This is a genomic window from Christensenella timonensis (assembly GCF_900087015.1).
Lineage (GTDB): Bacteria > Bacillota > Clostridia > Christensenellales > Christensenellaceae > Christensenella > Christensenella timonensis.
On record NZ_FLKP01000002.1, the window covers coordinates 335,239 to 359,840 of the forward strand.

The window sequence follows — 24,602 nt, forward strand, 5'->3', positions numbered from 1 at the left end:
GTGAAAAAATTTACAGGATGTCGCCGATCCTTTTTTCGCACACCATGATGGCGCTTCCTACAAGCTCAGGCAGCTTGGAACTGGCAAGTTCGCAATTTATTTTTAAAAGGCTGATCTTCTCCAGGTTATTTTGTATCTCCCTTAACAGTTCTCCGCCGAAATGGCTGACCAGCAGCCCGCCGACCACAACGAGGTCAAAATCAAGGAGCACCGATACATTTGAGATCGTGAGCGCCAGCGTCTTTGAGATGCGCTCGATGTATGCCCGGCTCTTTTGCGGGTCATCCATGCCGCTTTTCATAAATTCCGCTGTATTGACCGTGCTTTCCAACCAACCGATATGCCCTTCCTTGGTGGGAAAATCTTCATCGAAGGAAGTGTATGCGATTTCACCGGCAAAGTGATGGATCCCGTGGCGGAGCTCCCCGTTGAGTACCACGCCTGCGCCAAGGCCCGTACCCAGCGAAATATAAATCAGGTCCTCGTTTTTATCCAGCCGGCGCATTTTGAACTCGCCTACGGCGGCGGCATTGATATCGTTTTCCATGAACACCGGTACGCTGAGCTTTCCTTCCAACTGCGCCAGCATTTCCGTACAGTCTGTTTTTTCCTTCATACCCACGGTAAAAGCATATTCCACCGTGTTTTTCTGCGTATCCACGACGCCCGGCATCCCCAGCCCCACGCCCAGTATCCTCGGCTGCGGGATCTCGTTGCGCTGCGCCAACTGCCGGATGGCTTCCACGATCTCTTTGCCCAGCATATCCTGCAGGGGTAAACGCAGGGACATTTGTACATAATCTATGATATCGCCATTTAGGTCGACCAGCGCGATCCTCACGTTTTCGTCCTGGAAGTCGACGCCGAAAGCATAAAACGCTTTTTCATTGCGCTTCAAAAGGTTTGGCCTGCGGCCTACGGCGGCCTCCCCTTCACCGGCGTGCAACAATATCCCCTTCTCAATGAAGGAATCGATGATCTTGATGACCGTCGGCGCGCTGATTCCCGTCATCCGGCTGATGTCGGCTTTGGAGTAGCTGTTTCCGTCTTGGAACAGGTCATAGATGACTTTGCTGTTGTTTTTTTTCAAATGGGAAGGAACGTAAACGTTCATCATGATTCCTCTTTGTTATCTTATTCGGGTTCCATTTCCATTTTAACACAGATTTTGTCTTCTACAACCATCTTTCTGTTTTATGGATCGTATGTCGCGGTTTTTTAATTAGTTAACTTTACTAATTAATATAATCCCTACCCACCTATCTGTCAATCCCTTTTTTAAAAAATTCTTCAAACAAAAAAGGAGCGATTCCCGCCCCTTTCCCGCCAGACATGGTCAACAGCCTAAGATATGCCCCATATCTCCCGCGCATATTCCCCGACCGTGCGGTCGCTGGAGAAAAACGCGCTGCGCGCCACATTGTAGAGGCACTTGCGGCCGAACGCCATAGCGTCCTTCGTATCGTAGATCGCGCGCAGCTTCTGGTTGACGTAATCCTCAAAGTCGAGCAGCAGCCTGTACTTATCCGCCTGCTGGCAGTAAGAACCGTGCAGCAGCATATCGTAGATCGCGCGGAACATGCCCGTGTCCCCATCCGAAAACGTTCCATCCACAAGCGTATCGATCACGCGCCTAAGCCGTGCATTGTTTTCGTAGATCTCCATTGGGTTGTACGTTCCCTCGATCCGCGCGAGATCCTCGACCCGCGCCCCGAAGATATAATTGTTCTCCTCGCCGGCTTGCGCTGCAATCTCGATGTTCGCGCCGTCGTACGTGCCCAGCGTGACTGCGCCGTTGAGCATGAACTTCATGTTGCCCGTGCCCGACGCCTCCATGCCCGCGGTGGATATCTGCTCGGAAATGTCCGCCGCTGTCACAAGCTTCTCCGCATAGGAAACATCGTAGTTGGAAACGAACACGACCTGCAAAATATCGTTTACCGCAGGGTCATTCTCTATCATGCGCCCGATCTCGTTGATGAATTTAATGACCCCTTTGGCAATATAATACCCCGGCGCCGCCTTGGAGCCGAAAATAAACGTTGTCCGCGGGAAATCCGTGAGCTCCCCGCTTTTGAGGCGGAAATAGATATCCAGGATGGAAAACGCGTTCAAAAGCTGCCGCTTGTATTCGTGCAGCCGCTTGATCTGGATATCGAACACCGAATCCGAACGCACGGCGATCCTGTCGCGCTTGTAAATATATTGCGCCAGCTTGTCCTTGCGCACCTGCTTGGCCTGGTTGAAGCGCTGCACAAAGCTGTCGTCCCCAATATACGGCTCAATGCCCCTGATCTGCTCCAAATCCTTGACCCAGCCCCAGCCGATCTTTTCGGAAATGAGCTCGGAAAGCTCCGGATCGCAAAGCGCAAGCCACCGGCGCTGCGTCACCCCATTCGTTTTATTGAGGAAGCGTTCGGGGAACCATTCATACCAGCTGCGCAAGACCTTGTCCTTTAAAAGCTCGGTGTGGATCGCCGCTACGCCATTGACCTTTTTGGAAGCGTACACGGCAAGGCGCGCCATGTGCACCGCGCCGCCGCACAAAATTTCGAGCTCATCCCTGTTTCTGTTGCCGATCTCCGAGAGCAGCCGGTCGTTTAAAAGCACGACGATCTCATAAAGGTCGGGCAACAAGCCACGGAACAATTCAATATCCCATGTTTCGAGCGCCTCGGTCATGATCGTATGGTTGGTGTAGGCAAATACATCGCGCGCCATCAAAAACGCGTCCTCAAATTCCACGCCCATATCCCCCAGCAATCGGATGAATTCCGGGATCGCGATCACCGGGTGCGTGTCGTTTAGCTGGATCGTATGGTATTTGGCAAAATCGCGGATATCACATTCGTAGTCGCGCCGATACCTGCGCAGTAAGTCCTGCAAGGACGCGCTGGTAAAGAAATACTCCTGCTTTAGGCGCAGCTCCTTGCCTTCACGTGTGCTGTCGTTGGGATACAGCACACGCGTGATCATCTCCGCGTTATTTTTCTCCGCAACCGCACCAGTATAATCCCCATCGTTGAATTTCCGGAAATCGAATTCGTTTAAAGCTTCCGACTGCCACAAGCGCAGCGTATTGACCTGCCCGCCTTCGTAGCCGATGACCGGCATATCGTAAGGTACGGCCTTTACCTCCTGATTATGGAATTTGACGACCACGCATTCGTCTTCCTTGCGCAAGAACCACGGGTCTGTATCGCTTTTCCAGTCGTCCGCGATTTCTATCTGGAACCCGTTTTCAAACTTCTGGCGGAAGAGGCCGTTTTTATACTTGATGCCGTAGCCGATGAGCGGCAGGCCCATCGTGGCCGCGGAATCCAGAAAGCAAGCCGCCAGCCTTCCAAGGCCGCCGTTGCCCGTCGCAGCGTCTTCCAAATCTTCCATTTTCTTGATATCCACACCGCGCGCAAGCAGCTCCGCCTTCAATTCCTTCAGCCAGCCCAGTGCATACAGGTTGTTGAACACCATGCGCCCGATCAGGTATTCCGCCGAAAAATAATACGCTTTGCGTTTCTGCGCGTCCCGTTCTTCGTTCCAAACGGGCGAGACTTCCTCTATGACTGCTTTTGCGATCGCGGCGTTCAGCTCCGCAGCCGTCGTATCGCACAATCGTTTTTGCATATCGTCCTCTATGATATGCTCTATCCTATCTAACGCTCTCATCGTTTCTCCTTACTGTATTCGCAATGAAAATATGCGAATTATAGCATTTATAAACCCTTTTGTCAAACCCGTCACGCCCCGCTTCCCACTCTTCACAAAACTTTTATAAAAGATATGATTTTGGTTGACGAAACGTCCTCAAATGCTATAATAAGGAATGTGACTGACTGGTCAGTCTCTTTTATTCAACACTATTATGACCAACATACGGCCAATGACGGAAGGGATTTACATCTATGTCAAAATTCAGCGTAAAAAAACCAATGACCATCTTCGTGGCGGTCGTCCTCGTGTGTATCCTGGGGTTCATTTCCTTTACGAGCATGCGCACCGACCTGCTTCCCAAGATGGATCTTCCTTATGTAATGGTACTGACGACCTATCCGGGCGCGAGCCCTGAAAAGATCGAGCAGACCGTGACGAGGCCGCTCGAGCAGACGCTTGCCACCACAAGCGGTATCAAGAACGTAACGAGCACCTCCAACGAGAACAGCAGTATGGTACTGCTTGAATTCACGCAGGGAACAAACATGGATAGCGTGATGATCGAGATGAGCGGTAAGATCGACATGGTCAAGGGGAACCTCGACGATGCGGTGGGTACGCCCACGCTTTTAAAGATCAATCCTGATATCATGCCCGTCATGATCGCAAGCGTCGATATAGAAGGGCAGGATATTACGCAGACCTCCAAGGCGGTGGAGGAAACGATCCTCCCTGAGTTCGAGCGCATCGACGGGGTCGCCTCCGTTACCGCGGCGGGGCTGGTGGAGGAATCCGTCAAGGTGACGCTCGACCAGGATAGGATCGACGAACTGAACCGCCGCGTGCTCGCTTCCGTGGATGAAAAGCTGGCCGAGGCGCAGGAGAAGATCGACGAGGCCAAGGACAAGATTGCAAGCGGCAAGGAGCAGCTTAATAGTATGAGCCAGACGCAGGCACAGCAACTTGTGGATGCGGGGCTCCAGCTTGACGCCGGACGGGAGCAGCTGCAGGGCGCGCTCGCGAGCTTGCCGCAAATGCAGCAGGAGCTTGAGGCGCAGCTTGCGGATTTAAAGGCGCAGCGCGATGGCCTTACCTCCCAGCTCGCGGATGCGACGGCAGGACGCGACGCGCTTGCCGCGCAGATCGCCGCCCTCGTGGCCGCGGGACAAAGCGTTCCCGATACGCTGACCGGGCAGCTTGATACGCTGGAAGCCGGAATCGCGCAGCTGCAGGACGGCCTCGCGCAGGTGGAAGCCGGAATCGCGCAACTGCAGGACGGCCTCGCGCAGATTCCCGACCAAAAGGCACAGCTTGAGGCCAAACTAAGCGAGCTTGACGAAGGGGAACGGCAGGTCGAGACCGGCAAGATGGCCCTTACCACAGGCATCGCGGAGGCGTCCGGCCAGCTTGCGGGCGGAGAGGCGCAGCTCAGCGCGCAGGAGCAGGAATTTGAGGCACAAAAGGACGCGGCCTACAAGCAGGCCGGCCTTGACGGTAAGATCACGCAGGAGACGGTGGGCCAGATCCTGTCTGCGGAAAATTTTTCCATGCCTGCTGGTTACATCAGGGACGGGGATGAGAATTTCCTTGTCAAGGTAGGCGACCAGTTCAAAGATATCGATGAAATCAGGAACCTTGTCGTGTTCGACATTCCCACGGGCGACATCGGACAGGTCAAGCTTTCGGACATCGCGACCGTTGAAATGACAGACAATAAGGATGACCTTTACGCAAAGATCAACGGCAACGACGGTATTCTTCTGACCTTCCAGAAACAGAGCACAGCTTCTACCACAGAGGTCTCCGAGCGGTTGGGCGAAACGATCAAGGCATTGGAGGCGCAAAACCCTAACTTGCACATCACGACCTTAAACGACCAGGGCGTATACATCAACATCGTACTGGATTCCGTGCTCAATAACCTTTTGCTGGGCGGTATTCTGGCGATCCTGATCCTGTTCCTCTTTTTAAAGGATATCAAACCGACGATCATCGTGGCGATCAGCATCCCGTTCAGCCTTTTGGCGGCGCTCACGCTGATGTATTTTGCCGGCGTTACCTTGAACGTCATCTCGCTTGCGGGCCTGGCCCTCGGCGTGGGTATGCTGGTGGATAACAGCATCGTCGTCATCGAGAATATTTACCGCCTGCGCGCGCTGGGCGTTTCAGCCGCCAAGGCGGCCGTCAAGGGCGCGTCACAGGTTGCTGGCGCGATCGCCGCTTCCACGCTGACCACAGTGTGCGTGTTCCTGCCCATTGTATTTACGGAAGGGCTGACACGCCAGCTGTTCGAGGATATGGGCCTTACCATTGCCTTTTCGCTGCTTGCGAGCCTGGTCATTGCGCTCACGCTTGTTCCGGCGATGGGTTCTACCATGATGAAAAACACCAAAGAGAAGCAGCATAAATGGTTTGATCAATTTACCGCCGGATATGAAAAGCTTTTGTCCGGGGCATTAAAGCGCAAATGGATCGTCGTCGTTTTGGTTGTCGGCCTGTTCGTATTCAGTGTCGCCAACATCTTTACGATGGGCACGTCCCTGATGCCTAAAATGGACAGCAGCGAAATCATGATCACCATGAACATGCCCAAGGACAGCACGACGCAGCAGACGCGCGATATGAGCGATGAGATTCTCGCGCGCCTGACAACAGTACCGGATGTAAAAACCATCGGCGCCATGGAAGGCGGAACCATGTCCATCCTCGGCGGCGGCAGTTCTGCCGGGGGCAACAACACCAGCATGATGATGTATGCCGTTTTGGAGGAGGAAAAAACGCATACCAGCGCGCAGGTTGCGCAGATGATGCGCGACCAGGTCGCCGATCTCCCCGCAACGGTGGAAATCAGCGATTCCACGATGGATATGTCCGCGCTTTCGGGCTCCGGCCTGGAGGTCGTTTTGAAGGGCGACGACCTGGATACCTTAAAAACCATCGCGCAGGACATGACCGGCCTGATGGAGCAGACGGAGGGCCTGACGAACATTGACAACGGCCTTAACGAATCCTCGCAGGAAACGCGTATCGTCGTCGACAAAAACAAGGCGATGGCCTACGGCCTGACGGTCGCGCAGGTATACCAACAGGTCGCCGCAGAGCTTGCGGCCGGCAAGACGGCGACTACCGTGACGTTTGAAACGCAGGATTACCCTGTGATCGTAGAAAACAGCCCGCAGGACAGCATTTCGCTGGACAAACTGAACGACTTCCCGCTAAAAGGGACAAAGGACGGCGAGGAGGAGGAAGTAAAGCTTTCGGATATCGCACAGGTATCGCAGGAACAGAGCCTGACCTCCATCAACCACGACGGGCAGGTGCGTACAATGTCTATCACGGCGGAAGTGGATGCAGACCACAACATCGGCCTTGTCAGCCGCGAGTTCTCGCAGAAGTTGGGCGGCTACCAGGTACCGGACGGCTACAGCGTGGAAATCGCCGGGGAAAACCAGACGATAACGGATACGTTCAGCAACCTGATCTATATGTTCATGCTTGCGGTCGTGCTCATTTACCTGATCATGGTGGCCCAGTTCCAGTCCCTAAAATCGCCGTTCATCATCCTGTTCACCATACCCCTCGCGTTTACGGGCGGCCTGCTTGCTCTGCTGCTGACGGGCATGGAGCTTAGCATGATCGCCCTGCTGGGATTTTTGATCCTTGCGGGCATCGTGGTCAACAATGGGATCGTGTTCGTGGATTACGTCAACCAGCTGCGCCTTGCGGGCATCGAAAAGAACGAAGCGCTGCTGCGCGCAGGCAAGGCGCGTATCCGTCCGATTTTAATGACGGCCTTAACGACCGTACTCGGCCTTGTACCGCTCGGATTCGGTATGGGCCAGGGTGCGGAAATGCTCCAGCCTATGGCGGTCGTGACGATCGGCGGGTTGATCTACGCGACATTCATGACGCTGTTCTTTGTTCCCGTGATGTATGACGGGATGAACAAAAGGCCGATCAAGCAGGTTCTTTTGGAGGAGGGTCTTGACGATGATATCCCCGAAATATAAAGAAAAAGAGCTCACCATCATGCGCGCGCTTTTGGATCTCATCAGCGGCGGCGCAAGCATTGCCGAGATCAAGGCTTCGGATATCGCGGATGCAGCGGGGATCGGCAAGGGGACGCTGTACAATTATTTCACATCCAAGGAAGATATCTTCGCAAAGACGATCATGTACAGCATTAAGACACAGCTTTTTACGATCTTTGAGCAAATGCGGCAGGCGGAAGGGTTTCAGGAAAAATGTTATACCGTGCTGCGCATCGTAAACGGGATCATCATGAACAAAAACTCCGACTTCCACCTTGTCCTGTTCAACGTAGGCGGCAAGGATATGGAGCACTTTTTTAACGGCGACCTTGCCTTTGTGCAGGAATACCTCTCTATGATCCATAAGCGGGTGCTGCTGCTGGCAGACCTTGGCGCACGCGAGGGGGTGATCCCGCCGTATACGGATGAAGAATATACTTACAGTGCGTTTGCAGGCGCGCTGATGAGCTTTATCCATGCGCGCTGCCGCAGGGAGGATATGGACGGTGATATGCTGCAGGCCGCCATGGACAATGCTTACCGGCTGCTTGTAAAGGCGCTTTCTTAAAGCCAGGCATCAAAAAAGGCTGTGCAAATATCTGCACAGCCTTTTTACTGCTTTGCTTTCAATCCAATATCGAAAGGAGCTCCGGAAATTCGCGGATCACATGCGTGGGGCGGTACCTTTCGATCACACTCTGCGGATCGCGCGCCCACGAGATATCCGTGACCGCGAGGCAGCAATCCCAACCTGCGTCTTTGGCAATCTCCATGTCGCGTCCCGCGTCCCCGATCAATAGTACGCTCCCCTTTTTACAGTGCGCCCGGTAGACATCCATGCAACGCCGTTCCTTATCCGATTCCTGCTGCGTCGCACCCTCCACCGTTATGAAATAATCCTTAAGATTGTGCAGCATAAGAATTCGATCCGCAACCGGCTGCAGGCTGTTTGTGACAACACCCATCGGATATCCGCGCTGTTTGAGCGCCGTAAAAACTTCGTTGGCGCCGTCGATCAGCGGGATCTTTTCAATAAGGTCGTCCGCCCCGCTCCGGTAAAACGCCGCCAGCTTTTCGTAAACTTCATCGACACGTTCTTCGGGAAGCCCGATATTGCGGAACATATCTTCGATCGTGAACCCCAGTCCCAAAATCGTATCTCCCATGCTGACGTTGATTTCGTGCATGTTAAAAAAGCGGTGGTAGGCAGCGATATGAAAAGGGGCGGAATCGATGAACGTCCCGTCCATATCAAAGATCAAAAAGTCATATTTGGACATCGTTTCTCCTCTTTTTCAAAAAAAACATACAAGCGTACCATAACACAGCACGCCTCGTCCGTCAACCTTGCCGCGCGCGTTGCTTCTGCTTTCCGGCTGGTATATAATGATGCCATGCACACGTTTACGGAGGTATTGGGATGCAATATACGGATATCGATTCCCTTTCACGGGAAAAGCTGCTTGAGCTTTGCAGGATATATGCAAAAAACTGGCTGGCACACGATGGCTGCTGGTTTTTGTCCATCGAGCAAAAGCGCGGCATAAAGGAAGCTATGGAGCACGACGCGAATGCCTGGCGGCAGTTCACCGCTATCGAGGCGCGGCGCTTAAAAGAATTTTTGGGCCTTGGGGAATATGCGGGGACGGAAGGCCTTGCGCTTGCTTTCCGTTTCCGGCTGCAAGCCTCGCTCAACCAGCCGGAGATTACGATCGACGGTAACACCGTTACTTACCGCGCGCGTCATTGCCGCACGCAGGATGCGCGTAAGCGCAAAGGCCTCGATGATTTTCCGTGCCTGAGCGTTGGGCTGGAGGAATACTCCGGGTTCGCAAAAGCAATCGACCCACGCTTTGAGACGGAGGTTGTAAGCTGCCCGCCCAACCTCACCGAAGAGGGAGCGTGGTGCGTATGGAAATTTACGTTAAAAGAAGACCCTGCGGCGGTTTGATCCCGCAGCGGGGCCTTTTGCCGCATGGTTCGTTTTTTCAAACGTTTCCCTGATCCCCAAATTCCACTTCCTTTTTGCAACATATTATAACAGGAATTTTCTTGATGGTGCAAAAGCTGTCTGGAAGCCGGGCCTTTTATCGATCGCGGTCACCGGGCACGTTTCTGCGCACAGCCCGCAATGCAGGCAGTTTTCCTGCCGGATCACGTAGGGCGTACCTGCCTTGATACACTGCTGCGGACATACCGATGCGCATGTCCCGCATTCGATACATCCGTCGGTGATCAGGAAACCTTTGTATGTTTCCTCCTGTTTGCCGACCAAAAACGTTTCGCGGAATACCGGCGTTTGGGAAAGGTTGAAATATTCGCCCTGCCCTTCGTACAAGCAGAAGACCTCTAAGATGTTGCGGCTGTCGCCCGGATAGACCTCGTTCATGGAGGGGTTTTGTTCAAAGATGGGCCGCAGGTAGTCCTGCTCCACCTGTTTTACCTTGCCGCGCAAACAGAGCATCTCCCAGTTTTTCGTCAGTCCCGTGAGCGCAACGAATTCCTGGTCTAAAAGCTGCCGGTAAAAGTTCTTCCCGCGCGCCGTCAAAAAATACAGGCAATCGTCCTCCACCATCATGACGTCGATGATGCGCACCTCCGGTTTTCCCGACTCATCTACGGTGGCAAAGGCGCAATCCTTCACTTCACGTATCATTTGCAAATATTCTTTTGTTTCCATGGTCTTTCCCCCCAATATTTCTTGCTGAAAAATCCAGCGTACTATGGTAAAATAAACGCGTATCTTAATTTTGAAACAAAGGAGCTTCATCATGATAGTAGAACCAAAAGTCAGGGGCTTTATCTGTACGACGGCGCATCCTGCGGGCTGCCGTGAAAATGTGCGGCGGCAGATCGAATACGTGAAGGGGCAACCGAAAACACCGGGCGCAAAAAATGTGCTGGTGATCGGTTCGTCCACCGGATACGGCCTTTCGTCCCGTATTGCGGCTGCATATTCGTGCGGCGCATCGACGGTCGGCGTAATGTTCGAGCGTCCGGCAAACGGCAAGCGCACCGCTTCTTCCGGCTGGTACAACACCGCCGCCTTTGAAGAATTTGCCCACGCAGACGGTCTCTATGCAAAGACCATCAACGGCGACGCATTCTCCAGGGAGATCAAGGAACAGGCCATAGGCCTGATCCGTCGCGACTTAGGGCAGGTGGATATGGTCGTTTACAGCCTTGCCTCCCCGCGCAGGACGGTCGCGGACGGCACGACTTATTCCTCCGTCCTCAAGACGACGGACAGCGACTATACCAACAAGACCATCGACCTGAATACCCGGAAAATATCCGAGGTCACCGTTACCCCCGCAACGCAGCAGGAGATAGACGATACCGTCAAAGTCATGGGCGGTGAGGACTGGAAAGACTGGATCGCCGCATTGGGCAGCGCGGGCGTCCTTGCAGGGGGCGCGACCACGGTCGCCTATTCTTATATCGGGCCGGAGCTGACCTACCCGATGTACACCAACGGCTCCATCGGCAAGGCAAAGGAACACTTGTTTGCGACGTCGCAGGAGATCGCGCGGGAGTTCCCCGGCGTTTCCGCTTATATTTCCGTCAACAAAGGGCTTGTAACACAGTCTTCTGCCGCGATCCCCATCGTCCCGCTTTACATCTCCATCCTTTACCGGGTCATGAAAGACATGGGACTGCATGAGGGCTGCATCGAGCAAATGTACCGTATGCTGCACGACCGCCTGCTTGCAAAGGACGTTCCCACGGACGAACGCGGCATGATCCGTTTGGACGACTGGGAAATGCGCAAAGACGTGCAGGACGCGGTGAGCGCGGCGTGGGATAAGATCTCCGATGAAAATTTGGAGCAGCTCGCGGACGTTGCCGGATACTGGGAGGATTTTTACCAGATGTTCGGCTTTGATATCCCAGGGGTAGATTACAGCGCGGACGTTAATACGGAAGTCAGCGTGCCGAGCATCGGCGAATGAGGGGGGACGAACCATGCTTGTATTGATCGATCATGCCAATATTGACGAAATCCGGAAGCTATACGACAGCTTCCCTTATGACGGGGTCACCACCAACCCGTCCATCCTGTTGAAGGAACACCAGAACATTTTCCATGTATTAAAGGAGATCCGCTCGTTTATTCCCAAGGAATCCATGCTGCACGCGCAGCTTATTTCCGACACAGCGGAAAAAATGGTGGACGAAGCGCATTTCATGCTGCGGGAATTAGGGGACGACCTGTTCGTCAAGGTGCCGGTCACCCCCGAAGGGCTGCGCGCCATCCGCCTGCTGAAAAAGGAAGGCATCAACATCACGGCGACCGTCGTCTATAACGCCATGCAGGCCTTTATGGCGGCCAAGGCGGGCGCGCGTTTTGCCGCGCCGTACATCAACCGCCTCGATAACATGGGCGCGGACGGGATCCAGGTGGCAAAGGACATCCACGACATTTTCCGCATCCACAACTTAGAGGCGCAGGTCATTGCGGCAAGCTTCCGCAATTCGCACCAGGTGCTGAGCCTGTGCAAATATGGCGTAGGCGCGGTCACTGCGGGGCCGGACGTGCTGCGTGCGCTCACTTACCACGACGCAACGATGTGCGCGGACGAAAACTTCGGACAAGATTTCCTGGCGCTGGTGAACGAAGTAGAGGGAACGCACCTGAAGTAAGCAATAGGAAAAAAGGACTGCCATCAAAAGCAGTCCTTTTTTGTATCGTTTACAGGAACTTGTCGTACTCGTTGCACAAAAGGTGCAGCGGCTGCTCGTCTTCTTCGATGCCCGAAAAACGGCTGGCGTCTTCCGCCCAGTAATTATCCGTGTTGTCGTCGTTGACGGAGGATACCTCCCAGGCGATCAGGTCTCCCGTTCCCTTTTCCGCGCCGAAGGTATGGAGCGAATACGGCGCTAAGGTGATGCTGTTGCCGCGCGTGATCAGGAACTTTTCACCCGCCTTGACTGTCCTGGGGATCCCGTCGCAATAGAACGTAACGTCACTTTCGGTGTCCGGCTGCAAGTCCTTCGTTACATTGTAAAGGATCATGAACATATCCCCGCCGCCGCGGTTGATGATATCTTCCGTTTTTGTAACGTGGTAATGGAGCGGCAGCCTCTGGCCGTCCTTTACAAAAAGCATTTTTTCAGCGTACGGCGTGCCTACGCCCGGCTCATCCTGCAAACCGTTACGGATGGTGAAAAGGACTGCCCCTATTTCGTCAAAATTCTTCATGCCGAAATCGGTCAAGTCCCATCCCTGCATCACGCGGCGGATGCGGCTTGTATCTTCCTTACTGTTCTTCCAGTCGTCGAGCGTCCAATAAGCAAAATCCGGCAGGCGGATCATATGCGCCTCAAGCGCCTCTTTCGTTTTCTGCAAAATCTGGTTCACTTCTGATCTTTTCATCGCGTTACCTTTCCCCTCATGTAATCGTTCTTTCCCTATGATAGCACCTGCTGCAAAAGCGTGTCAATTCACTCGTGCTTATTTTCACGCGACCGCCTGGTTGAGCACATACTCGACCCGGTCAAAGGCGGTTCCCCCGTCCTTTAATTCCTGCGGCAGCAAAAAGGAGAGCACTACGCTTTCGCCCGGCCCAATAGGTTCCTGCATTGCGCGCATCTGTGCATAAACGATATCCGTATTATTTGCAAATTTTACCGTGATATTCAATAGCTTACAGGCTTGCGCCGCCCCGTTGCTGACCGTAAGCTGTGCGCCGCTGTCCACCTGCTCGACGCTGACGCTGACCTGCTTTGTAATATCGACATATTCGTTTTCCTCCATCGATACGCTGACTTCCGCATTGACGGCGGGCGGCAGCTCGTTCGGTTTTTTTTCGATGGGGATCGAAATACTTTTCCCTGCGCTCACCTGGTAGAATACCAGCTCGTAGCTGTCTTCCGGCGAATTGAGCGCCACCGTGACTTTGGGTATCGTAATTTCGTTCGTATTCCTGACCTGCACGATCATATTGTTGCCCGCAATGATCGTCGAGGTACACTTGACCCCTTTCCCATATTCATCCGCCTGCGCCTGCGTCTCTTTTTCATCATGGAGGATATCGCTGCTCCCGTTTTCCTCCGTTGCGGCGCCCTGCGCCTCCGTGCTTTCCGCAGCGGGCTTCCCTGCCCCATCCGGCGTTTCCTCTCCCTCGTCAGAAGGGGCTGAAGATACCTCCGGCGTGCTTGCGGTTCCTGCAGGCTCGGGCGATGCTATGACCTGCACCTTGCCCGCATTGGGCAGGGCGCATGCGTTTAAGGTGCATATAAGCGTGAAAGCGCCTATCATAACCACCAGTATTTTTTTCACGTTCCACAGTCCTTTTCTAAGAATACTGCCATTATAGCAGAACTATGGAAAAGGTGTGGAAAACCGGCAAAATATTAACAGATTGTTTACGGTTCCGCCATATCTGGGGCCGGGATATCCTGCCGCCTTATTGACGGGGCAGCGGCCTCCTGTTAAAATAAGTATGAGGGAATGAAGTTCTCCCGTGGGAAACCAAAACTGCTTTTTGAGCTGATGACTTCTGCAGGACACGCAGGAGTCGCCAGCTTTTTTATTGACGGAAAGGAAATGGATCTATGATTGAATTTTTAGTAGTGGGGGCGGGCGGCTTTATCGGCTGCTGCCTGCGTTTTTTGATCACCAAGCTGATGATGCCCCTGCCTGTGCAAATGCCGCTGGCAACACTTTTTTCCAACATCATCGCCGGTTTCCTGGTCGGCTTCCTGGCAGGTATGGAAAAACAGACTTCCTTCATCACGCCGCGCGCAAAGCTCTTTTTGACGACGGGTATGCTCGGCGGGCTTTCCACCTTTTCCACCTTCAGCATGGAAACGATCAATTTATTTTTGGCCTCCGACTATGCCCGCGCGTTCGGCAACATCGTCTTTAACCTTATTTTCAGTTTCCTTGGCGTCATCCTCGGTATGTCCGTTTCAAAATTGCTGTTCAAAAGCAGCGCCGCCTGACCGCCGCGGCATCAAAAAAGACCGGCAGATCGCCGGTCTTTTCCTATATACCGCTTTCAGATGCCGGCCAATTTTTTGTATTCCTCTTTTAAGCACCCATAAAGGTCGTTGTATATCTCATAATATTTGGGGTATTCCCTCTGGTTTTCCGGGATGGGCGGGCAGCTCTGGTCTGTTTTAACCGCTTTTGCGCATGCCGCCGGGACGTCGCTGTAGAGCCCTGCGCCCACTGCGGCAAGAATCGCCACGCCGAGGGCCGGCCCCTCCTGCGACACGATCGTTTTGACATCGCAGCCATAGAGGTCGGCAAGCATCTGCCGCCACACCGGGCTGGTTCCTCCGCCGCCGCATGCCATCATCTCGTCGATCGTAACGCCCATGCCGTCCAGGATATCCGCACAATTTTTCAGCGAAAAAGAAACGCCCTCCATGACCGCACGGATCATGTCTTTTTTGGTATGGATGGCGGACAGCCCAAAAAATACGCCGCGGCAGTCGGGATCTAGGTGCGGCGTACGCTCCCCCATCAGGTAGGGGAGATAAATCAGTTTATGGCTGCCTACAGGAACGCCCGCCGCGTCTTTTCCCATCAGGTCGTAAACGTTCGCGCCCTGTTTTTTCGCCTGCTCAACATAATCCTGGCAGAACTGGTCGCGGAACCATTTGAGCGAGAGCCCCGCGCCCTGCGTCACGCCCATCACATGCCAACAGCCCGGGACTGCACAGCAAAAGGTATGTACGCGGCCTTTAGGGTCTATGGTGACCTTTGAACTATGCGCATAGACAACGCCGCTGGTACCGATCGTCGTAAACGCACGCCCGTCCTGCACAATGCCCGTACCTACAGCCGCTGCCGCATTGTCGCCCGCGCCGCCTACAACGACCGTTTTTTCCGAAAGCCCCGTTTCTTTGGCGACCTCCGGCAGGATGGCGCCCGTGACCTCGGGCGATTCATATACCTTTGCCAGCAGCGAGGGGTCGATATCCAGTTTTTCCAGCACCTCTGCCGACCACTGCCGTTTGGGTACGTCGAGAAGCTGCATCCCGCTCGCATCCGACACTTCCGTCGCGTATTCCCCGGTCAGGATAAAGCGGATATAATCCTTGGGCAGCAGGATATGGCGGCATTTCGCATAGTTTTCCGGTTCATTGTTGCGCACCCACAAAATCTTGGAGGCGGTAAAGCCTGTAAGCGCAGGGTTGGCTGTGATCTCAATGAGCCGCTGTGCCCCTACCTTTTGCGTGATCTCCTCACATTCCTTTGCCGTGCGCTGGTCGCACCAGATGATGGACGGCCGGATGACTTCGTTTTGTTCGTCCAGCATCACCAATCCGTGCATCTGGCCCGAAAGCCCGACGCCGGAGATATCCCCGCCCTGCACGCCGGATGTGCTGACTACATCTTTTATCGTTTTTAACACCGCGTCGCGCCAATCTTCCGCGCGCTGCTCCGCCCAGCCGTTGTGCGGCTGGTACATCGGATATTCCTGCGAGCTGGAAGCGACCACCTGGAACGCCTCGTCAAAAAGCACGGTTTTTGTGGCCGACGTGCCGATATCGATCCCAATCAAATATTTCATGTCCTATCCTCCCGGTTTTCTTGATTCCCTATCCCCTATTATACCTGAACTGGGAATAAAAAAACCACTCCTTTTGCAGGAATGGCCTGTTATTCTTTTTCCGTTACCGGATATCCTTAGGGCGGAACCCTTCAAAAATCACGGAATCCGTATATTGCTTCGCATCGTCATACTGTTCGTGGTTGCGTACCGTCCAGGCGAAGATCGGCGCGCCTTTCCTGCGCAGCCGCCTGATCAGCCGCGAATTAACCTTATGCAGCTCGTAGCTGATAAAATTGGGCTTACAGATAAAATTCACACCCAGCTTCTGGACGATGAACAACAGGTTCGCAATCAAAAACCGTTTGATCCTGCTGACTGTAAACTCGTTACATTTCCAAAAATTACAGGCAAGCTGCCCGCGGTAGATATGCGGCGCGTTTCGCCGAAACCACCTGACGGAAAACGGCGAAAACGACTGGATCGCGTATTTTCCTTCATAGTCGAACAGTATCCGGTAAAGCTTTCTTTCCAATTCGCCCGCCATACCGTGGTTTTTGATCTCGATCAGCAGCGGGACTTTCCCCCCGACCACTGTGAGCGCTTCTGCAAGCGTGGGGATCTTCTGTCCAGTCCCTTTAAGCCGCAAATTCCGCAGCTCGCGGTAGGTACGGTCCCTGAGCCTTCCCGTTACGCCTGTCATACGTTCTAAATCCCTGTCATGGAACACCATGACCTGGCCGTCCTTTGAAAGCTGCACGTCGAGCTCGATCGCAAAACCTGCATCCACCGCACTTTGAAAAGCGGGAAGGGAATTTTCCGGAACCGCATCATCATGCAGTCCCCTGTGTGCATATTGGAACTCCGTCAGCCATGTCTTTTCCTGCGGCGGGGATACGACCGTCATGATCCGGTTTAAGATCAGTACGGCAACGGCTCCCAGCCCGATGACGATCAGGCAAGCTGTTAAGTCTGAAACCATGTGTGTTTTCTCACTTCCTTTTGTTACCATGCCTATTATAATCGAAAACATATAAATAGGAAATAGAAATCTTCGTAAAACTTTCTTAAAAATAAATGAATTTTGCTCCGCTGCGGTTGTTTTTACGCATGGTTCCTTTCTCTCGCAGATATCCTCTCGTTTTTGCCCGTTTATGGATATTTTCATTTTTTATGTTTCATTTCAAAAAAATACTTTATTAATATAATATATCCCTATAAAAATGAAAGAAGGTGTGTATTGATGTTAACGACATTCAAAGCTACCGCAAAAAAACTGCCGGGTGGGCTGCAGGTGGAAACAGATTCTCGTGGTTTTAAGATTCTTTTGGACGAGCCAGCAGAGCTCGGCGGGACGAACAAGGGGCTTAATCCCGTAGAAGCCGTTTTATGTGCGCTCGGCGCATGCCAGACCATTTGCGCCGCTGCTTTTGCGCAAAAATGCGGCGTAGACCTGGAAGATTTCCACGTGGAAATGGAAGGCGACCTCGATCCGGATGGCTTTTTGGATCTCGCAGACGTACGGAACGGTTTCCAGGAGATCCGTTTCACGATGCATTTCAAAACCAAATCCGGGCAGGCTGCTGCTGAAAAGCTTGCGGACTACATCGAAAGCCATTGTCCGGTGGGCGACTGCCTGGAAAACGGCGTGAAGCTGGTACGGGCAGGCGTTGTCGTAGAGTAACGTTTTTTTAAAAGAGCGGGCTGCCTGCCCGCTCTTTTAAATTGCGTATTTTCATGTTATGCGTCTTGACAGCCGCGATATCTTGCGCGTATCATAAAAGGACGAAAGGCGATAGCCATATGAAATTTTGTATCCTAAGAAGCTCTGTGCAAATGGACAGGATGAGACATTGCATAGAGCCTAATCCGGCCGCAAAGGGCCGCCTCGTCCGCAAAGCGTATTGACGCGCGCATGAATGCGCTCTTTTTGTGATACGGTTTGCCGGATGATTTTGATGATAGGGCCGCAGGCAATGTCCCGCGGTTTTTTTGTGCCGCGAAATGGCTTTTTATGGCTCAAAAAAGGAAAATATCATCATGAATCAGACAATACAAGATTTCACGTCGGGCAACATGGCCCGGCAAATGCTCCGCTTTGCATGGCCTCTGTTTTTGGCGAACCTCCTGCAAACCCTGTACAGTATCGTGGATATGGTCGTGGTCGGGCAGTTCGTGGGCAGCGGGGGACTGGCGGCCCTGAGCAGCGCTTCCATGATCGTTTTTGTGATCACGTCTCTTTGTACGGGCATCACCACCGGCGGCGCGGTGCTCGTCGCACAATATGAAGGCGCGCACAAAAAGCAGCGGCGCGTGCATACCATTGGTACGCTGTTCACGCTTTCCATGCTCCTCTCCGTGCTGGTTACGGTATCAAGCCTACTTCTCTACCACCCGCTTCTCGAACTGATGCAGCTCCCCAAAGAAGCGATGCAGTACGCGGACGATTATATGGGCATCGTCTGTATGGGCACGGTATTTGTGTTTGGCTATAACGCTGTGTGCGCTGTGCTGCGCGGCCTGGGGGATTCCAGGCGCCCCCTCTATTTTGTGCTGGCGGCGGCAATCGCCAATATCGTGCTCGACCTGCTGCTGGTCGGCGTGTTCCGCATGGATACCCGCGGCGCCGCGATCGCCACTGTCGTTTCACAGGGGATATCGTTTTTTGTGGCGGCCGTATCCTTAAAGCGGTCGAGATTGGCGGTGGGGGCGTACTCTGCGGGCCTGTTCCTTTCCAAAACGGCAAAGCTGATCTTAAAGATCGGCCTGCCGACCGCCGGGCAGATGGCGATCCTCAACCTTTCCTATCTGATCGCAACGGGGATGCTCAATGTATTCGGCGTAGCAGTCGCCGCTGCGTCGGGCATCGGCCTCAAGCTCAACACTGTCGCAGCCATGCCGATCTGGGCAGTAGGGCAGGCGGTCACCACCATTGCCGGACAGATGATGGGCGCGGGGGATATGCAGCGCGCGCAAATCACCGGAAAGACGGGCGCTCAGCTGTGCATTGCCGCGGCTGTGATCACTACGATCCTGTTCCAGCTGTTTGCCGGGCCGCTTGTCATGCTTTTCAACGCCGACCCGGACGTCGTCCGCGAAGGTATCCTTTACCTGCGGATATGCTGCTCTCTAAACTGCATCGTTTATGCCGTCATGTACGCGTACAATTCTTTTGCGACAGGCGTGGGCGACGCTATGTTCTCGTTTCTGAACTCCATGCTCGATTGCGTGGTCATCCGTATTTTGGGCAGCTTCCTTTTGGGGTTTTCCTTTGGCTGCGGCTTTATCGGCATCTATATCGCGGAATCCTTCGCCCCCGTCCTGCCGGCGATCGTTGCGGGCATCTATTTTACGCGCAGGCGGTGGATGGCAAAACGGCTGGTCGGTACTTAAAAAGACGGCATAGATAAGCTATGCCGTCAAACTGTCTGCGACGTGCGGGAAAACGAACGGTATTAACCTTCAACCACAATTTTTATCGGGGAACATCTGCCGGAATTGCATTTGCTTTCCCAGACGCTGCAAGCGGCTACACCTAGCCGTACATCCATCAGCGCTTTCAATGTCACGCTGTCCCCCGGTTTAGAAAGAGGCGCCTCGACAGAATCATCATATCATTCAGCTTTCATCGGTTCAAGCGATAGCCGCAAACGATTGCCTGATCGGATTTTGTACCGCCAGGATGCTTATGGCTTTACATAGGCATAGCCGTCCTCCTGTTTATCCACGATTTCAGCGATCCCCGCCGGTACGACCTCCACAAAGGGGATCAAGCTGCCTTCCATGATCGAATTTGCCTTGAGCGCGTTCCTGCACGCCACAAACGCGACGGCCTGGATCGCCAGATCCTCCATATCTGCAAAGAGCCCTTCTTCTTTGGCCCTTGCCTGCGTAAGCGACGTGACCGCCGCGCTGTTTGCCAAAATTTCGACCACATATTCCTTACCGAATTCTTCCCCGTATTTCAACAGGTTTTTGGCATTGCCCAATGCCAGTTTCCATTTTTCCGCTTCGTCTACATGTAACAATACTTTCATTGTTTTTCCTTTCCGGCCATGGCGGCCAACCTCTGTTCCAAAAATGCTTCCAGTACGACAGCATCGTTATGCCGGGTATCTTTGGCGCCGTATACCAGCGTAACGTCCCCTTGCGCCAGCTTTTCCCTGACAACAGAGACAAACGCCTCTGTGGAAGGATTGCCCATGAGCTCCTCTTTGTATTGCTCCGAAAACGCAGGAAACTTTTCCGGCTCGTGGCCAAACGACTTGCGCAACTGCGGCGTGGGCGCAATATCCCTTGCCCACAAACCGATCGCTGCTTTTTCCTTTGAAACGCCCCGCGGCCACAGCCGGTCTACCAGGATACGGTATCCGTCCTGCTGCTCCGCACTGTCGTATACCCGCTTGATTTTCAGCATATCGATCACCTCTTATGCTTACTTATAAGCCAATGATACCTCCCCAAACATAAAAATAGCGCAACAAAATCTTAAGAGTGTCCTAAGATTTGTTGACATCGTTTTTGATCGGCGTTAGTATGGACATGCGAAGATAAAAACACAGTCCCGGTCGGTAGTCCGGGCGCAGGCCTACGCCTGCCATGAACAGGCAACCGCCACACGCAAGGTGGAGCACCGCCTGCACAGGGCGCAAAAAGCAGAGCAAGCTTTTTTGCTGCGGCAGCAAAAGAAAAAAGAAAAGCACAGGGGCAGGTGAAAAAAAGGACGGGTCATTTTCCGTCCTTTTTTTCTTCCAACAGAATCGTCTGGGTCTGGTAAGGGATCGTGATCCCCTGTTCGTCAAATTGTTTTTTGATCGTATAGCGCAGGTCGGACAGAACCTGGTTTCCGGTCACAAGGTCTTTGGTCCATATAAAGGCGCGCAGCATGACGGCCGACGGCGCAAAGTCCGTGATGCGGATCAGTATTTTGGGCGTGCCGTTTTTCTTTTCCTCGTCCGTGCGCCGGTCGATGGTATCCGTATGTGCATAGGCTGCGTCGGAAATGATCTTTATGGCAAGATCGATATCGCTGTCGTAGGAGATCCCTACATTGAGCTGGTTGTTCACAGCCTGGTCGGGCAGGCCGTGCGACGTTAAGACCATATCCTTATCCAGCACACCGTTGGGAATGACCACGTGCTTGTTATCCAGCGTACGGATCACCGTGTGGCGCAGGCCGATATCGTCCACCACGCCCGCTACGTTCTGGCCTATGATCTCCACATAATCTCCCAGTTCAAACGGCTTGCTCACACCGATGGAAATCCCGCTGAATACATTCCCCAGCGTTGTCTGTGCCGCAAGGCCGATCACCACGCCCGCAATCCCCGAGCTTGCAAGGATGACCGTTGCAAATTGTTTTAGGGGCTCGATCGTCATCAGCACCGAAAAGACCGCGATCACAATGACGACCACATAAATGAGCCGGTAAAAAATACGCATGTTGCCGGTCAGGTGCTTTTTCAGAAATTTGGACAATAGTTTCAGGATGATAAACGTAATCCCCGCGACGACCGCCGCGAAAATCAGCGTGTTCCAAAAACCCAATGAGAACATCTTTTCAAAGTTTTCAAAAAAATCTTTGGTTTTATCCACAATCTGTGTGGTGGTATCACCGTTCATACGTTTACCTCATCCGTTTTTTGTTACATGTCATTGATAACCAGTTCCCGTCTTTTATAAAACGCACGGTATTTTCTCTTTCTTTTTTTATGGTTATATATTATAGTATACAAAAACATCCCGGAGGGCAACAATTTGATTTCTTACGAAGCAATGGGGCAAATGCTGGACGAGCTCGCAGAGGAGCTCCCGCAGGAATTTTTTACGGAACTCAATGGCGGGATCCTGCTTTTGCCGCAGGAGGAAATGCACCCAAAAAGCAGGGATAACGATTTATATGTTCTGGGGCGTTATTACCGCAGCAGCGATATGGGAAACCATATCGAAATTTATTATGGCTCTTTTGCCCGGCTCTACGGCAATTCTCCGGAGGAAAAGCTACGGGAGGAGCTGCGCAAAACGCTGCGCCATGAGTTCCGCCACCATTTGGAAGGGCTTTCGGGCGAGCGCGGCCTGGAGGTGGAGGATGAGGAATATATTTCCCAATACCTGCAGTCCCATCCCGGCAACCATTAAAATTCCTGTAACTTAACTTGTTTTTTATGCCTGTTTTTTACTATACTGTTCTTATGAACGCATGGAACCCGTGGCACGGCTGCCACAAAACAAGCCCCGGCTGCCAGAATTGTTATATGTACCGGCGGGATGAATCCGTTGGCAAAGACCCAAGTGTCGTTTGCAGGACGGCGTCTTTTGATTTGCCCGCAAAGCGCAAGCGCGACGGGAGCTACAAGCTGGCCGGGGGCCGTGAGGTGTTCACCTGTGGCACTTCGGATTTTTTCATCGAAGAAGCGGACGAATGGCGCGATGATGCGTGGCGCTTGATCCGCGAGCGGCCAGATATCTCGTTTTTGATCATCACCAAGCGCATCCACCGCTTGCGTGTTGGCCTGCCCCGCGACTGGGGCGAGGGCTATGCGAACGTGCGCATCGGCTGTACGGTGGAAAACCAGGAGATGGCCGATAAACGTTTGCCCATATTCATGCAGATGCCCGCGGCCCACCGCATCGTTATCTGCGAGCCTATTTTAGAGCACATCGACGTATCGCCCTACCTTGCGAGCGGCAAATTCGAGTATGTCGTCGCGGGGGGTGAATCGGGCATGGAGGCGCGCACATGCGATTACCGCTGGATCTTATCGCTGCACGCCCAATGCTGGGAGCACCGCGTTTCCTTCTGGTTCAAGCAGACCGGGCGCAATTTCTTAAAGGACGGCAAACGCTATACGATTTTAAAACGCCTGCAACATTCGCAGGCGCGTAAAGCCGGGCTGAATTTTACCGTAAAATAAAAAGCTGTCCTTCCCCAGAGGGTTCGATGGGAGACAGCTTTTTTTATCCGCTCTTTATTCCATCAGTCCCAGCGAGAGCTTCCAGCACAGCACGCGCACGACCGCTTCGTCGATCGCTTCTTCGTCGATCGTCCCGTCCTCAAGCGCGTCTAGCACCCCCTTTAGTTGTTCCTCCGGCTGGGAGGAGACCAACATGTCGTTGCCCGCCAAAACGGCCATCACCGCCGCTTGCCCAGCGCCGTATTCGTCCTTGATCGCATCCATATAGAGGTCGTCCGTCATGATTACGCCGGCAAAGCCCTGCTCCGCCCGCAGTATTTCGTGCACCTTTTTGGAAAGTGACGCGGGATGCTCCTCGTCCATGCTCTCTACAATGTTGTGGTTCACCAGGATGCTGGGGGCGCCCGCCTGCATACCCGCAACAAAGGGTATAAAATCACTGTCTTGAAAAGTATCCAGGCTGCGCGTGTCGTGCGCGATGCCCGTGTGGGTATCCGCATTGGAGCCATAGCCGGGATAATGCTTCATCACGCTGCCCATCCCGCTTTCGTTCATAGCGGAAATAACGGCCTCAACATACTCCGACGTTTGCCCGGCATCCTTGCCGAACGCGCGCGGATAGATGAAATCGTCCGGGTCTGTGGATACGTCGCACACCGGCGCCAGATTGACATTGATTCCGAGGCTTTTTAACAGCTCCGATTTTTCCTGCGTATCCTCTGTGATCCGCTCCAGCCCACCCTGTGCATACAGCTCCTGCGGCGACAAAAACGGCTCGTCGCGCAGCGCCTCAAACCCGCTGAGGCGCGTGACGGTTCCGCCCTCCTCGTCCACGCCGATAAGCATGGGTATCTTTGCCGCTTGCTGGTAGCTCCTGATGTCGCCCTGCACCCCTGTTTTCGTCTTTCCTTCAAAGTCGCGTTTGAACAGGATATAGCCGCCGAACTGGAATTGCTCTTCCAACTGGGCCGCGTCCGTTTCCGGGCAGCGCGCAAAAAACATCTGCGCCGCCTTTTCTTCCGCCGTCATACCTGCAAGGATCTCTTTTGCGCGGTCTTCGTACAGGAAAAAATCCAGCGCCGGCGCTTCTTCTTTTAATACCAGCTTTTGCGCCGCGGGGATCTCGCCTTCCCCGCCTTTTGTATAGGTCACATCGATCACAGAACCTACCGCCAGCCCGTTTTCACCCAATTCTGTTTGCGCATCGCCAATGGCGAACGTCAGCTCCGTCCCATCCTCCGCTTTCAAAAACAGCGTAGACATCGTCGCATCGGTAACGGTTCCGGTGACCGTTTCTGCCGGCTTAGGCGTTGGCTGCACATTCGCGCTTGCTTCCGGCGTAACCACCGCATCCTCTGTGGAAACCACCTGCGTGGGCACGGCTGCCGGCGCATCCGTTTTGGCGGTACACGCACCGAGCAGCAAAAGGCCGCACAGCAACATAGCTGCAATCGATTTTGTCTTCATGGAAACCCCCTCCGTTTACGATCCTGCTTCTA

Annotated in this window: 23 protein-coding genes and 1 riboswitch; of the genes, 11 read left to right on the forward strand and 12 right to left on the reverse strand. The window is 53.4% G+C overall.

All coding sequences use genetic code 11. From position 1 onward, the window contains the following. Positions 1-10: 10 nt before the first annotated feature. Positions 11-1,117, reverse strand: coding sequence for an ROK family transcriptional regulator (locus BN6471_RS03070; protein ID WP_082903305.1), 1,107 nt, complete (start codon positions 1,115-1,117; stop codon positions 11-13). A gap of 227 nt (positions 1,118-1,344) precedes the next feature. After that, the gene (locus BN6471_RS03075) at positions 1,345-3,666 is read right to left on the reverse strand and encodes a glycogen/starch/alpha-glucan phosphorylase (protein WP_066645430.1); all 2,322 of its coding nucleotides are present in this window, start codon (positions 3,664-3,666) and stop codon (positions 1,345-1,347) included. 236 nt (positions 3,667-3,902) lie between these two features. Here BN6471_RS03075 and BN6471_RS03080 point away from each other — a divergent pair, with 236 nt between their 5' ends. Beyond that, complete coding sequence (locus tag BN6471_RS03080; RefSeq protein WP_066645432.1) at positions 3,903-7,661, forward strand: efflux RND transporter permease subunit; 3,759 nt, start codon at positions 3,903-3,905, stop codon at positions 7,659-7,661. Beyond that, entirely contained in the window at positions 7,642-8,250 is a 609-nt protein-coding gene (locus tag BN6471_RS03085; RefSeq protein WP_066645434.1) for a TetR/AcrR family transcriptional regulator, read from the forward strand. The genes BN6471_RS03080 and BN6471_RS03085 overlap by 20 nt, the downstream gene beginning before the upstream one ends. 58 nt (positions 8,251-8,308) lie before the next feature. On the opposite strand, the gene BN6471_RS03090 is transcribed toward BN6471_RS03085, so the two are convergent. Beyond that, positions 8,309-8,962, reverse strand: coding sequence for an HAD family hydrolase (locus tag BN6471_RS03090; protein ID WP_066645436.1), 654 nt, complete (start codon positions 8,960-8,962; stop codon positions 8,309-8,311). Between the two features lie 140 nt (positions 8,963-9,102). On the opposite strand from BN6471_RS03090, the gene BN6471_RS03095 reads away from it, so the two are divergent. Next, entirely contained in the window at positions 9,103-9,633 is a 531-nt protein-coding gene (locus BN6471_RS03095; protein ID WP_066645439.1) for a DUF6125 family protein, read from the forward strand. 84 nt (positions 9,634-9,717) lie between these two features. Here BN6471_RS03095 and BN6471_RS03100 read toward each other — a convergent pair whose 3' ends face one another. After that, on the reverse strand, positions 9,718-10,362 hold the full coding sequence (locus tag BN6471_RS03100) for a 4Fe-4S binding protein (RefSeq protein ID WP_066645441.1): 645 nt from the start codon (positions 10,360-10,362) through the stop codon (positions 9,718-9,720). Between the two features lie 91 nt (positions 10,363-10,453). Here BN6471_RS03100 and fabV point away from each other — a divergent pair, with 91 nt between their 5' ends. Then, a complete protein-coding gene (gene fabV, locus BN6471_RS03105) occupies positions 10,454-11,635 on the forward strand; it encodes an enoyl-ACP reductase FabV (RefSeq protein ID WP_066645443.1) in 1,182 nt (393 codons plus the stop codon). Between the two features lie 13 nt (positions 11,636-11,648). After that, positions 11,649-12,326: a transaldolase family protein gene (locus tag BN6471_RS03110; protein ID WP_066645445.1), complete on the forward strand. Its 678-nt coding sequence runs from the start codon at positions 11,649-11,651 to the stop codon at positions 12,324-12,326. A gap of 49 nt (positions 12,327-12,375) precedes the next feature. Here the strand turns inward: BN6471_RS03110 and BN6471_RS03115 are convergent, their stop codons facing one another. Together BN6471_RS03115 and BN6471_RS03120 are read right to left on the reverse strand one after the other, a co-directional pair. Further along, positions 12,376-13,059: a D-lyxose/D-mannose family sugar isomerase gene (locus tag BN6471_RS03115; protein ID WP_066645446.1), complete on the reverse strand. Its 684-nt coding sequence runs from the start codon at positions 13,057-13,059 to the stop codon at positions 12,376-12,378. 84 nt (positions 13,060-13,143) lie between these two features. Further along, entirely contained in the window at positions 13,144-13,965 is an 822-nt protein-coding gene (locus tag BN6471_RS03120) for a hypothetical protein (RefSeq protein ID WP_147553972.1), read from the reverse strand. A gap of 158 nt (positions 13,966-14,123) precedes the next feature. Beyond that, positions 14,124-14,195, forward strand: a riboswitch (Fluoride riboswitch). 45 nt (positions 14,196-14,240) lie between these two features. Between BN6471_RS03120 and crcB the strand changes: the two genes are divergently transcribed. After that, the gene (gene crcB / locus BN6471_RS03125; protein ID WP_066645450.1) at positions 14,241-14,630 is read left to right on the forward strand and encodes a fluoride efflux transporter CrcB; all 390 of its coding nucleotides are present in this window, start codon (positions 14,241-14,243) and stop codon (positions 14,628-14,630) included. A gap of 56 nt (positions 14,631-14,686) precedes the next feature. On the opposite strand, the gene xylB is transcribed toward crcB, so the two are convergent. Beyond that, complete coding sequence (gene xylB, locus BN6471_RS03130; protein ID WP_066645452.1) at positions 14,687-16,210, reverse strand: xylulokinase; 1,524 nt, start codon at positions 16,208-16,210, stop codon at positions 14,687-14,689. A gap of 103 nt (positions 16,211-16,313) precedes the next feature. Continuing rightward, positions 16,314-17,171 (reverse strand): glycerophosphodiester phosphodiesterase, encoded by an 858-nt coding sequence (locus BN6471_RS03135; protein WP_162270171.1) that lies wholly within the window; start codon positions 17,169-17,171, stop codon positions 16,314-16,316. A 261-nt stretch (positions 17,172-17,432) separates the two neighbouring features. Between BN6471_RS03135 and BN6471_RS03140 the strand changes: the two genes are divergently transcribed. Together BN6471_RS03140 and BN6471_RS03145 are read left to right on the forward strand one after the other, a co-directional pair. Next, the gene (locus BN6471_RS03140; RefSeq protein ID WP_082903307.1) at positions 17,433-17,873 is read left to right on the forward strand and encodes an OsmC family protein; all 441 of its coding nucleotides are present in this window, start codon (positions 17,433-17,435) and stop codon (positions 17,871-17,873) included. A gap of 356 nt (positions 17,874-18,229) precedes the next feature. Then, positions 18,230-19,582, forward strand: a complete 1,353-nt coding sequence (locus BN6471_RS03145) for an MATE family efflux transporter (protein ID WP_066649714.1) — start codon at positions 18,230-18,232, stop codon at positions 19,580-19,582. A gap of 293 nt (positions 19,583-19,875) precedes the next feature. On the opposite strand, the gene BN6471_RS03150 is transcribed toward BN6471_RS03145, so the two are convergent. Both BN6471_RS03150 and BN6471_RS03155 read right to left on the reverse strand, forming a co-directional pair. Next, complete coding sequence (locus BN6471_RS03150) at positions 19,876-20,226, reverse strand: DsrE family protein (RefSeq protein WP_066645455.1); 351 nt, start codon at positions 20,224-20,226, stop codon at positions 19,876-19,878. Next, on the reverse strand, positions 20,223-20,606 hold the full coding sequence (locus BN6471_RS03155; RefSeq protein WP_204213227.1) for a DUF488 domain-containing protein: 384 nt from the start codon (positions 20,604-20,606) through the stop codon (positions 20,223-20,225). Before BN6471_RS03155 ends, BN6471_RS03150 begins: the two co-directional genes overlap by 4 nt. 133 nt (positions 20,607-20,739) lie before the next feature. Here BN6471_RS03155 and BN6471_RS13300 point away from each other — a divergent pair, with 133 nt between their 5' ends. Continuing rightward, positions 20,740-20,904 carry a DUF2992 family protein gene (locus BN6471_RS13300; RefSeq protein ID WP_147554042.1) on the forward strand — a complete coding sequence of 55 codons (165 nt, stop codon included), beginning with the start codon at positions 20,740-20,742 and terminating at the stop codon, positions 20,902-20,904. Between the two features lie 13 nt (positions 20,905-20,917). On the opposite strand, the gene BN6471_RS03165 is transcribed toward BN6471_RS13300, so the two are convergent. After that, entirely contained in the window at positions 20,918-21,811 is an 894-nt protein-coding gene (locus BN6471_RS03165) for a mechanosensitive ion channel family protein (RefSeq protein ID WP_066645458.1), read from the reverse strand. Between the two features lie 135 nt (positions 21,812-21,946). Between BN6471_RS03165 and BN6471_RS03170 the strand changes: the two genes are divergently transcribed. After that, positions 21,947-22,327, forward strand: a complete 381-nt coding sequence (locus BN6471_RS03170) for a metallopeptidase family protein (protein WP_066645460.1) — start codon at positions 21,947-21,949, stop codon at positions 22,325-22,327. A gap of 53 nt (positions 22,328-22,380) precedes the next feature. Beyond that, on the forward strand, positions 22,381-23,103 hold the full coding sequence (locus BN6471_RS03175) for a DUF5131 family protein (protein WP_066649724.1): 723 nt from the start codon (positions 22,381-22,383) through the stop codon (positions 23,101-23,103). A 54-nt stretch (positions 23,104-23,157) separates the two neighbouring features. Here BN6471_RS03175 and BN6471_RS03180 read toward each other — a convergent pair whose 3' ends face one another. After that, entirely contained in the window at positions 23,158-24,570 is a 1,413-nt protein-coding gene (locus tag BN6471_RS03180) for a glycoside hydrolase family 3 N-terminal domain-containing protein (RefSeq protein ID WP_082903308.1), read from the reverse strand. Positions 24,571-24,602: the final 32 nt, after the last annotated feature.

What these genes read in the sequence shown, in the direction of transcription:
- BN6471_RS03070 (WP_082903305.1), bottom strand. Translation starts at nt 1,117, where the DNA reads ATGATGAACGTTTACGTTCCTTCCCATTTGAAAAAAAACAACAGCAAA.
- BN6471_RS03075 (WP_066645430.1), bottom strand. Translation starts at nt 3,666, where the DNA reads ATGAGAGCGTTAGATAGGATAGAGCATATCATAGAGGACGATATGCAA.
- BN6471_RS03080 (WP_066645432.1), top strand. Translation starts at nt 3,903, where the DNA reads ATGTCAAAATTCAGCGTAAAAAAACCAATGACCATCTTCGTGGCGGTC.
- BN6471_RS03085 (WP_066645434.1), top strand. Translation starts at nt 7,642, where the DNA reads ATGATATCCCCGAAATATAAAGAAAAAGAGCTCACCATCATGCGCGCG.
- BN6471_RS03090 (WP_066645436.1), bottom strand. Translation starts at nt 8,962, where the DNA reads ATGTCCAAATATGACTTTTTGATCTTTGATATGGACGGGACGTTCATC.
- BN6471_RS03095 (WP_066645439.1), top strand. Translation starts at nt 9,103, where the DNA reads ATGCAATATACGGATATCGATTCCCTTTCACGGGAAAAGCTGCTTGAG.
- BN6471_RS03100 (WP_066645441.1), bottom strand. Translation starts at nt 10,362, where the DNA reads ATGGAAACAAAAGAATATTTGCAAATGATACGTGAAGTGAAGGATTGC.
- fabV (WP_066645443.1), top strand. Translation starts at nt 10,454, where the DNA reads ATGATAGTAGAACCAAAAGTCAGGGGCTTTATCTGTACGACGGCGCAT.
- BN6471_RS03110 (WP_066645445.1), top strand. Translation starts at nt 11,649, where the DNA reads ATGCTTGTATTGATCGATCATGCCAATATTGACGAAATCCGGAAGCTA.
- BN6471_RS03115 (WP_066645446.1), bottom strand. Translation starts at nt 13,059, where the DNA reads ATGAAAAGATCAGAAGTGAACCAGATTTTGCAGAAAACGAAAGAGGCG.
- crcB (WP_066645450.1), top strand. Translation starts at nt 14,241, where the DNA reads ATGATTGAATTTTTAGTAGTGGGGGCGGGCGGCTTTATCGGCTGCTGC.
- xylB (WP_066645452.1), bottom strand. Translation starts at nt 16,210, where the DNA reads ATGAAATATTTGATTGGGATCGATATCGGCACGTCGGCCACAAAAACC.
- BN6471_RS03135 (WP_162270171.1), bottom strand. Translation starts at nt 17,171, where the DNA reads ATGGTTTCAGACTTAACAGCTTGCCTGATCGTCATCGGGCTGGGAGCC.
- BN6471_RS03140 (WP_082903307.1), top strand. Translation starts at nt 17,433, where the DNA reads ATGTTAACGACATTCAAAGCTACCGCAAAAAAACTGCCGGGTGGGCTG.
- BN6471_RS03145 (WP_066649714.1), top strand. Translation starts at nt 18,230, where the DNA reads ATGAATCAGACAATACAAGATTTCACGTCGGGCAACATGGCCCGGCAA.
- BN6471_RS03150 (WP_066645455.1), bottom strand. Translation starts at nt 20,226, where the DNA reads ATGAAAGTATTGTTACATGTAGACGAAGCGGAAAAATGGAAACTGGCA.
- BN6471_RS03155 (WP_204213227.1), bottom strand. Translation starts at nt 20,606, where the DNA reads ATGCTGAAAATCAAGCGGGTATACGACAGTGCGGAGCAGCAGGACGGA.
- BN6471_RS03165 (WP_066645458.1), bottom strand. Translation starts at nt 21,811, where the DNA reads ATGAACGGTGATACCACCACACAGATTGTGGATAAAACCAAAGATTTT.
- BN6471_RS03175 (WP_066649724.1), top strand. Translation starts at nt 22,381, where the DNA reads ATGAACGCATGGAACCCGTGGCACGGCTGCCACAAAACAAGCCCCGGC.
- BN6471_RS03180 (WP_082903308.1), bottom strand. Translation starts at nt 24,570, where the DNA reads ATGAAGACAAAATCGATTGCAGCTATGTTGCTGTGCGGCCTTTTGCTG.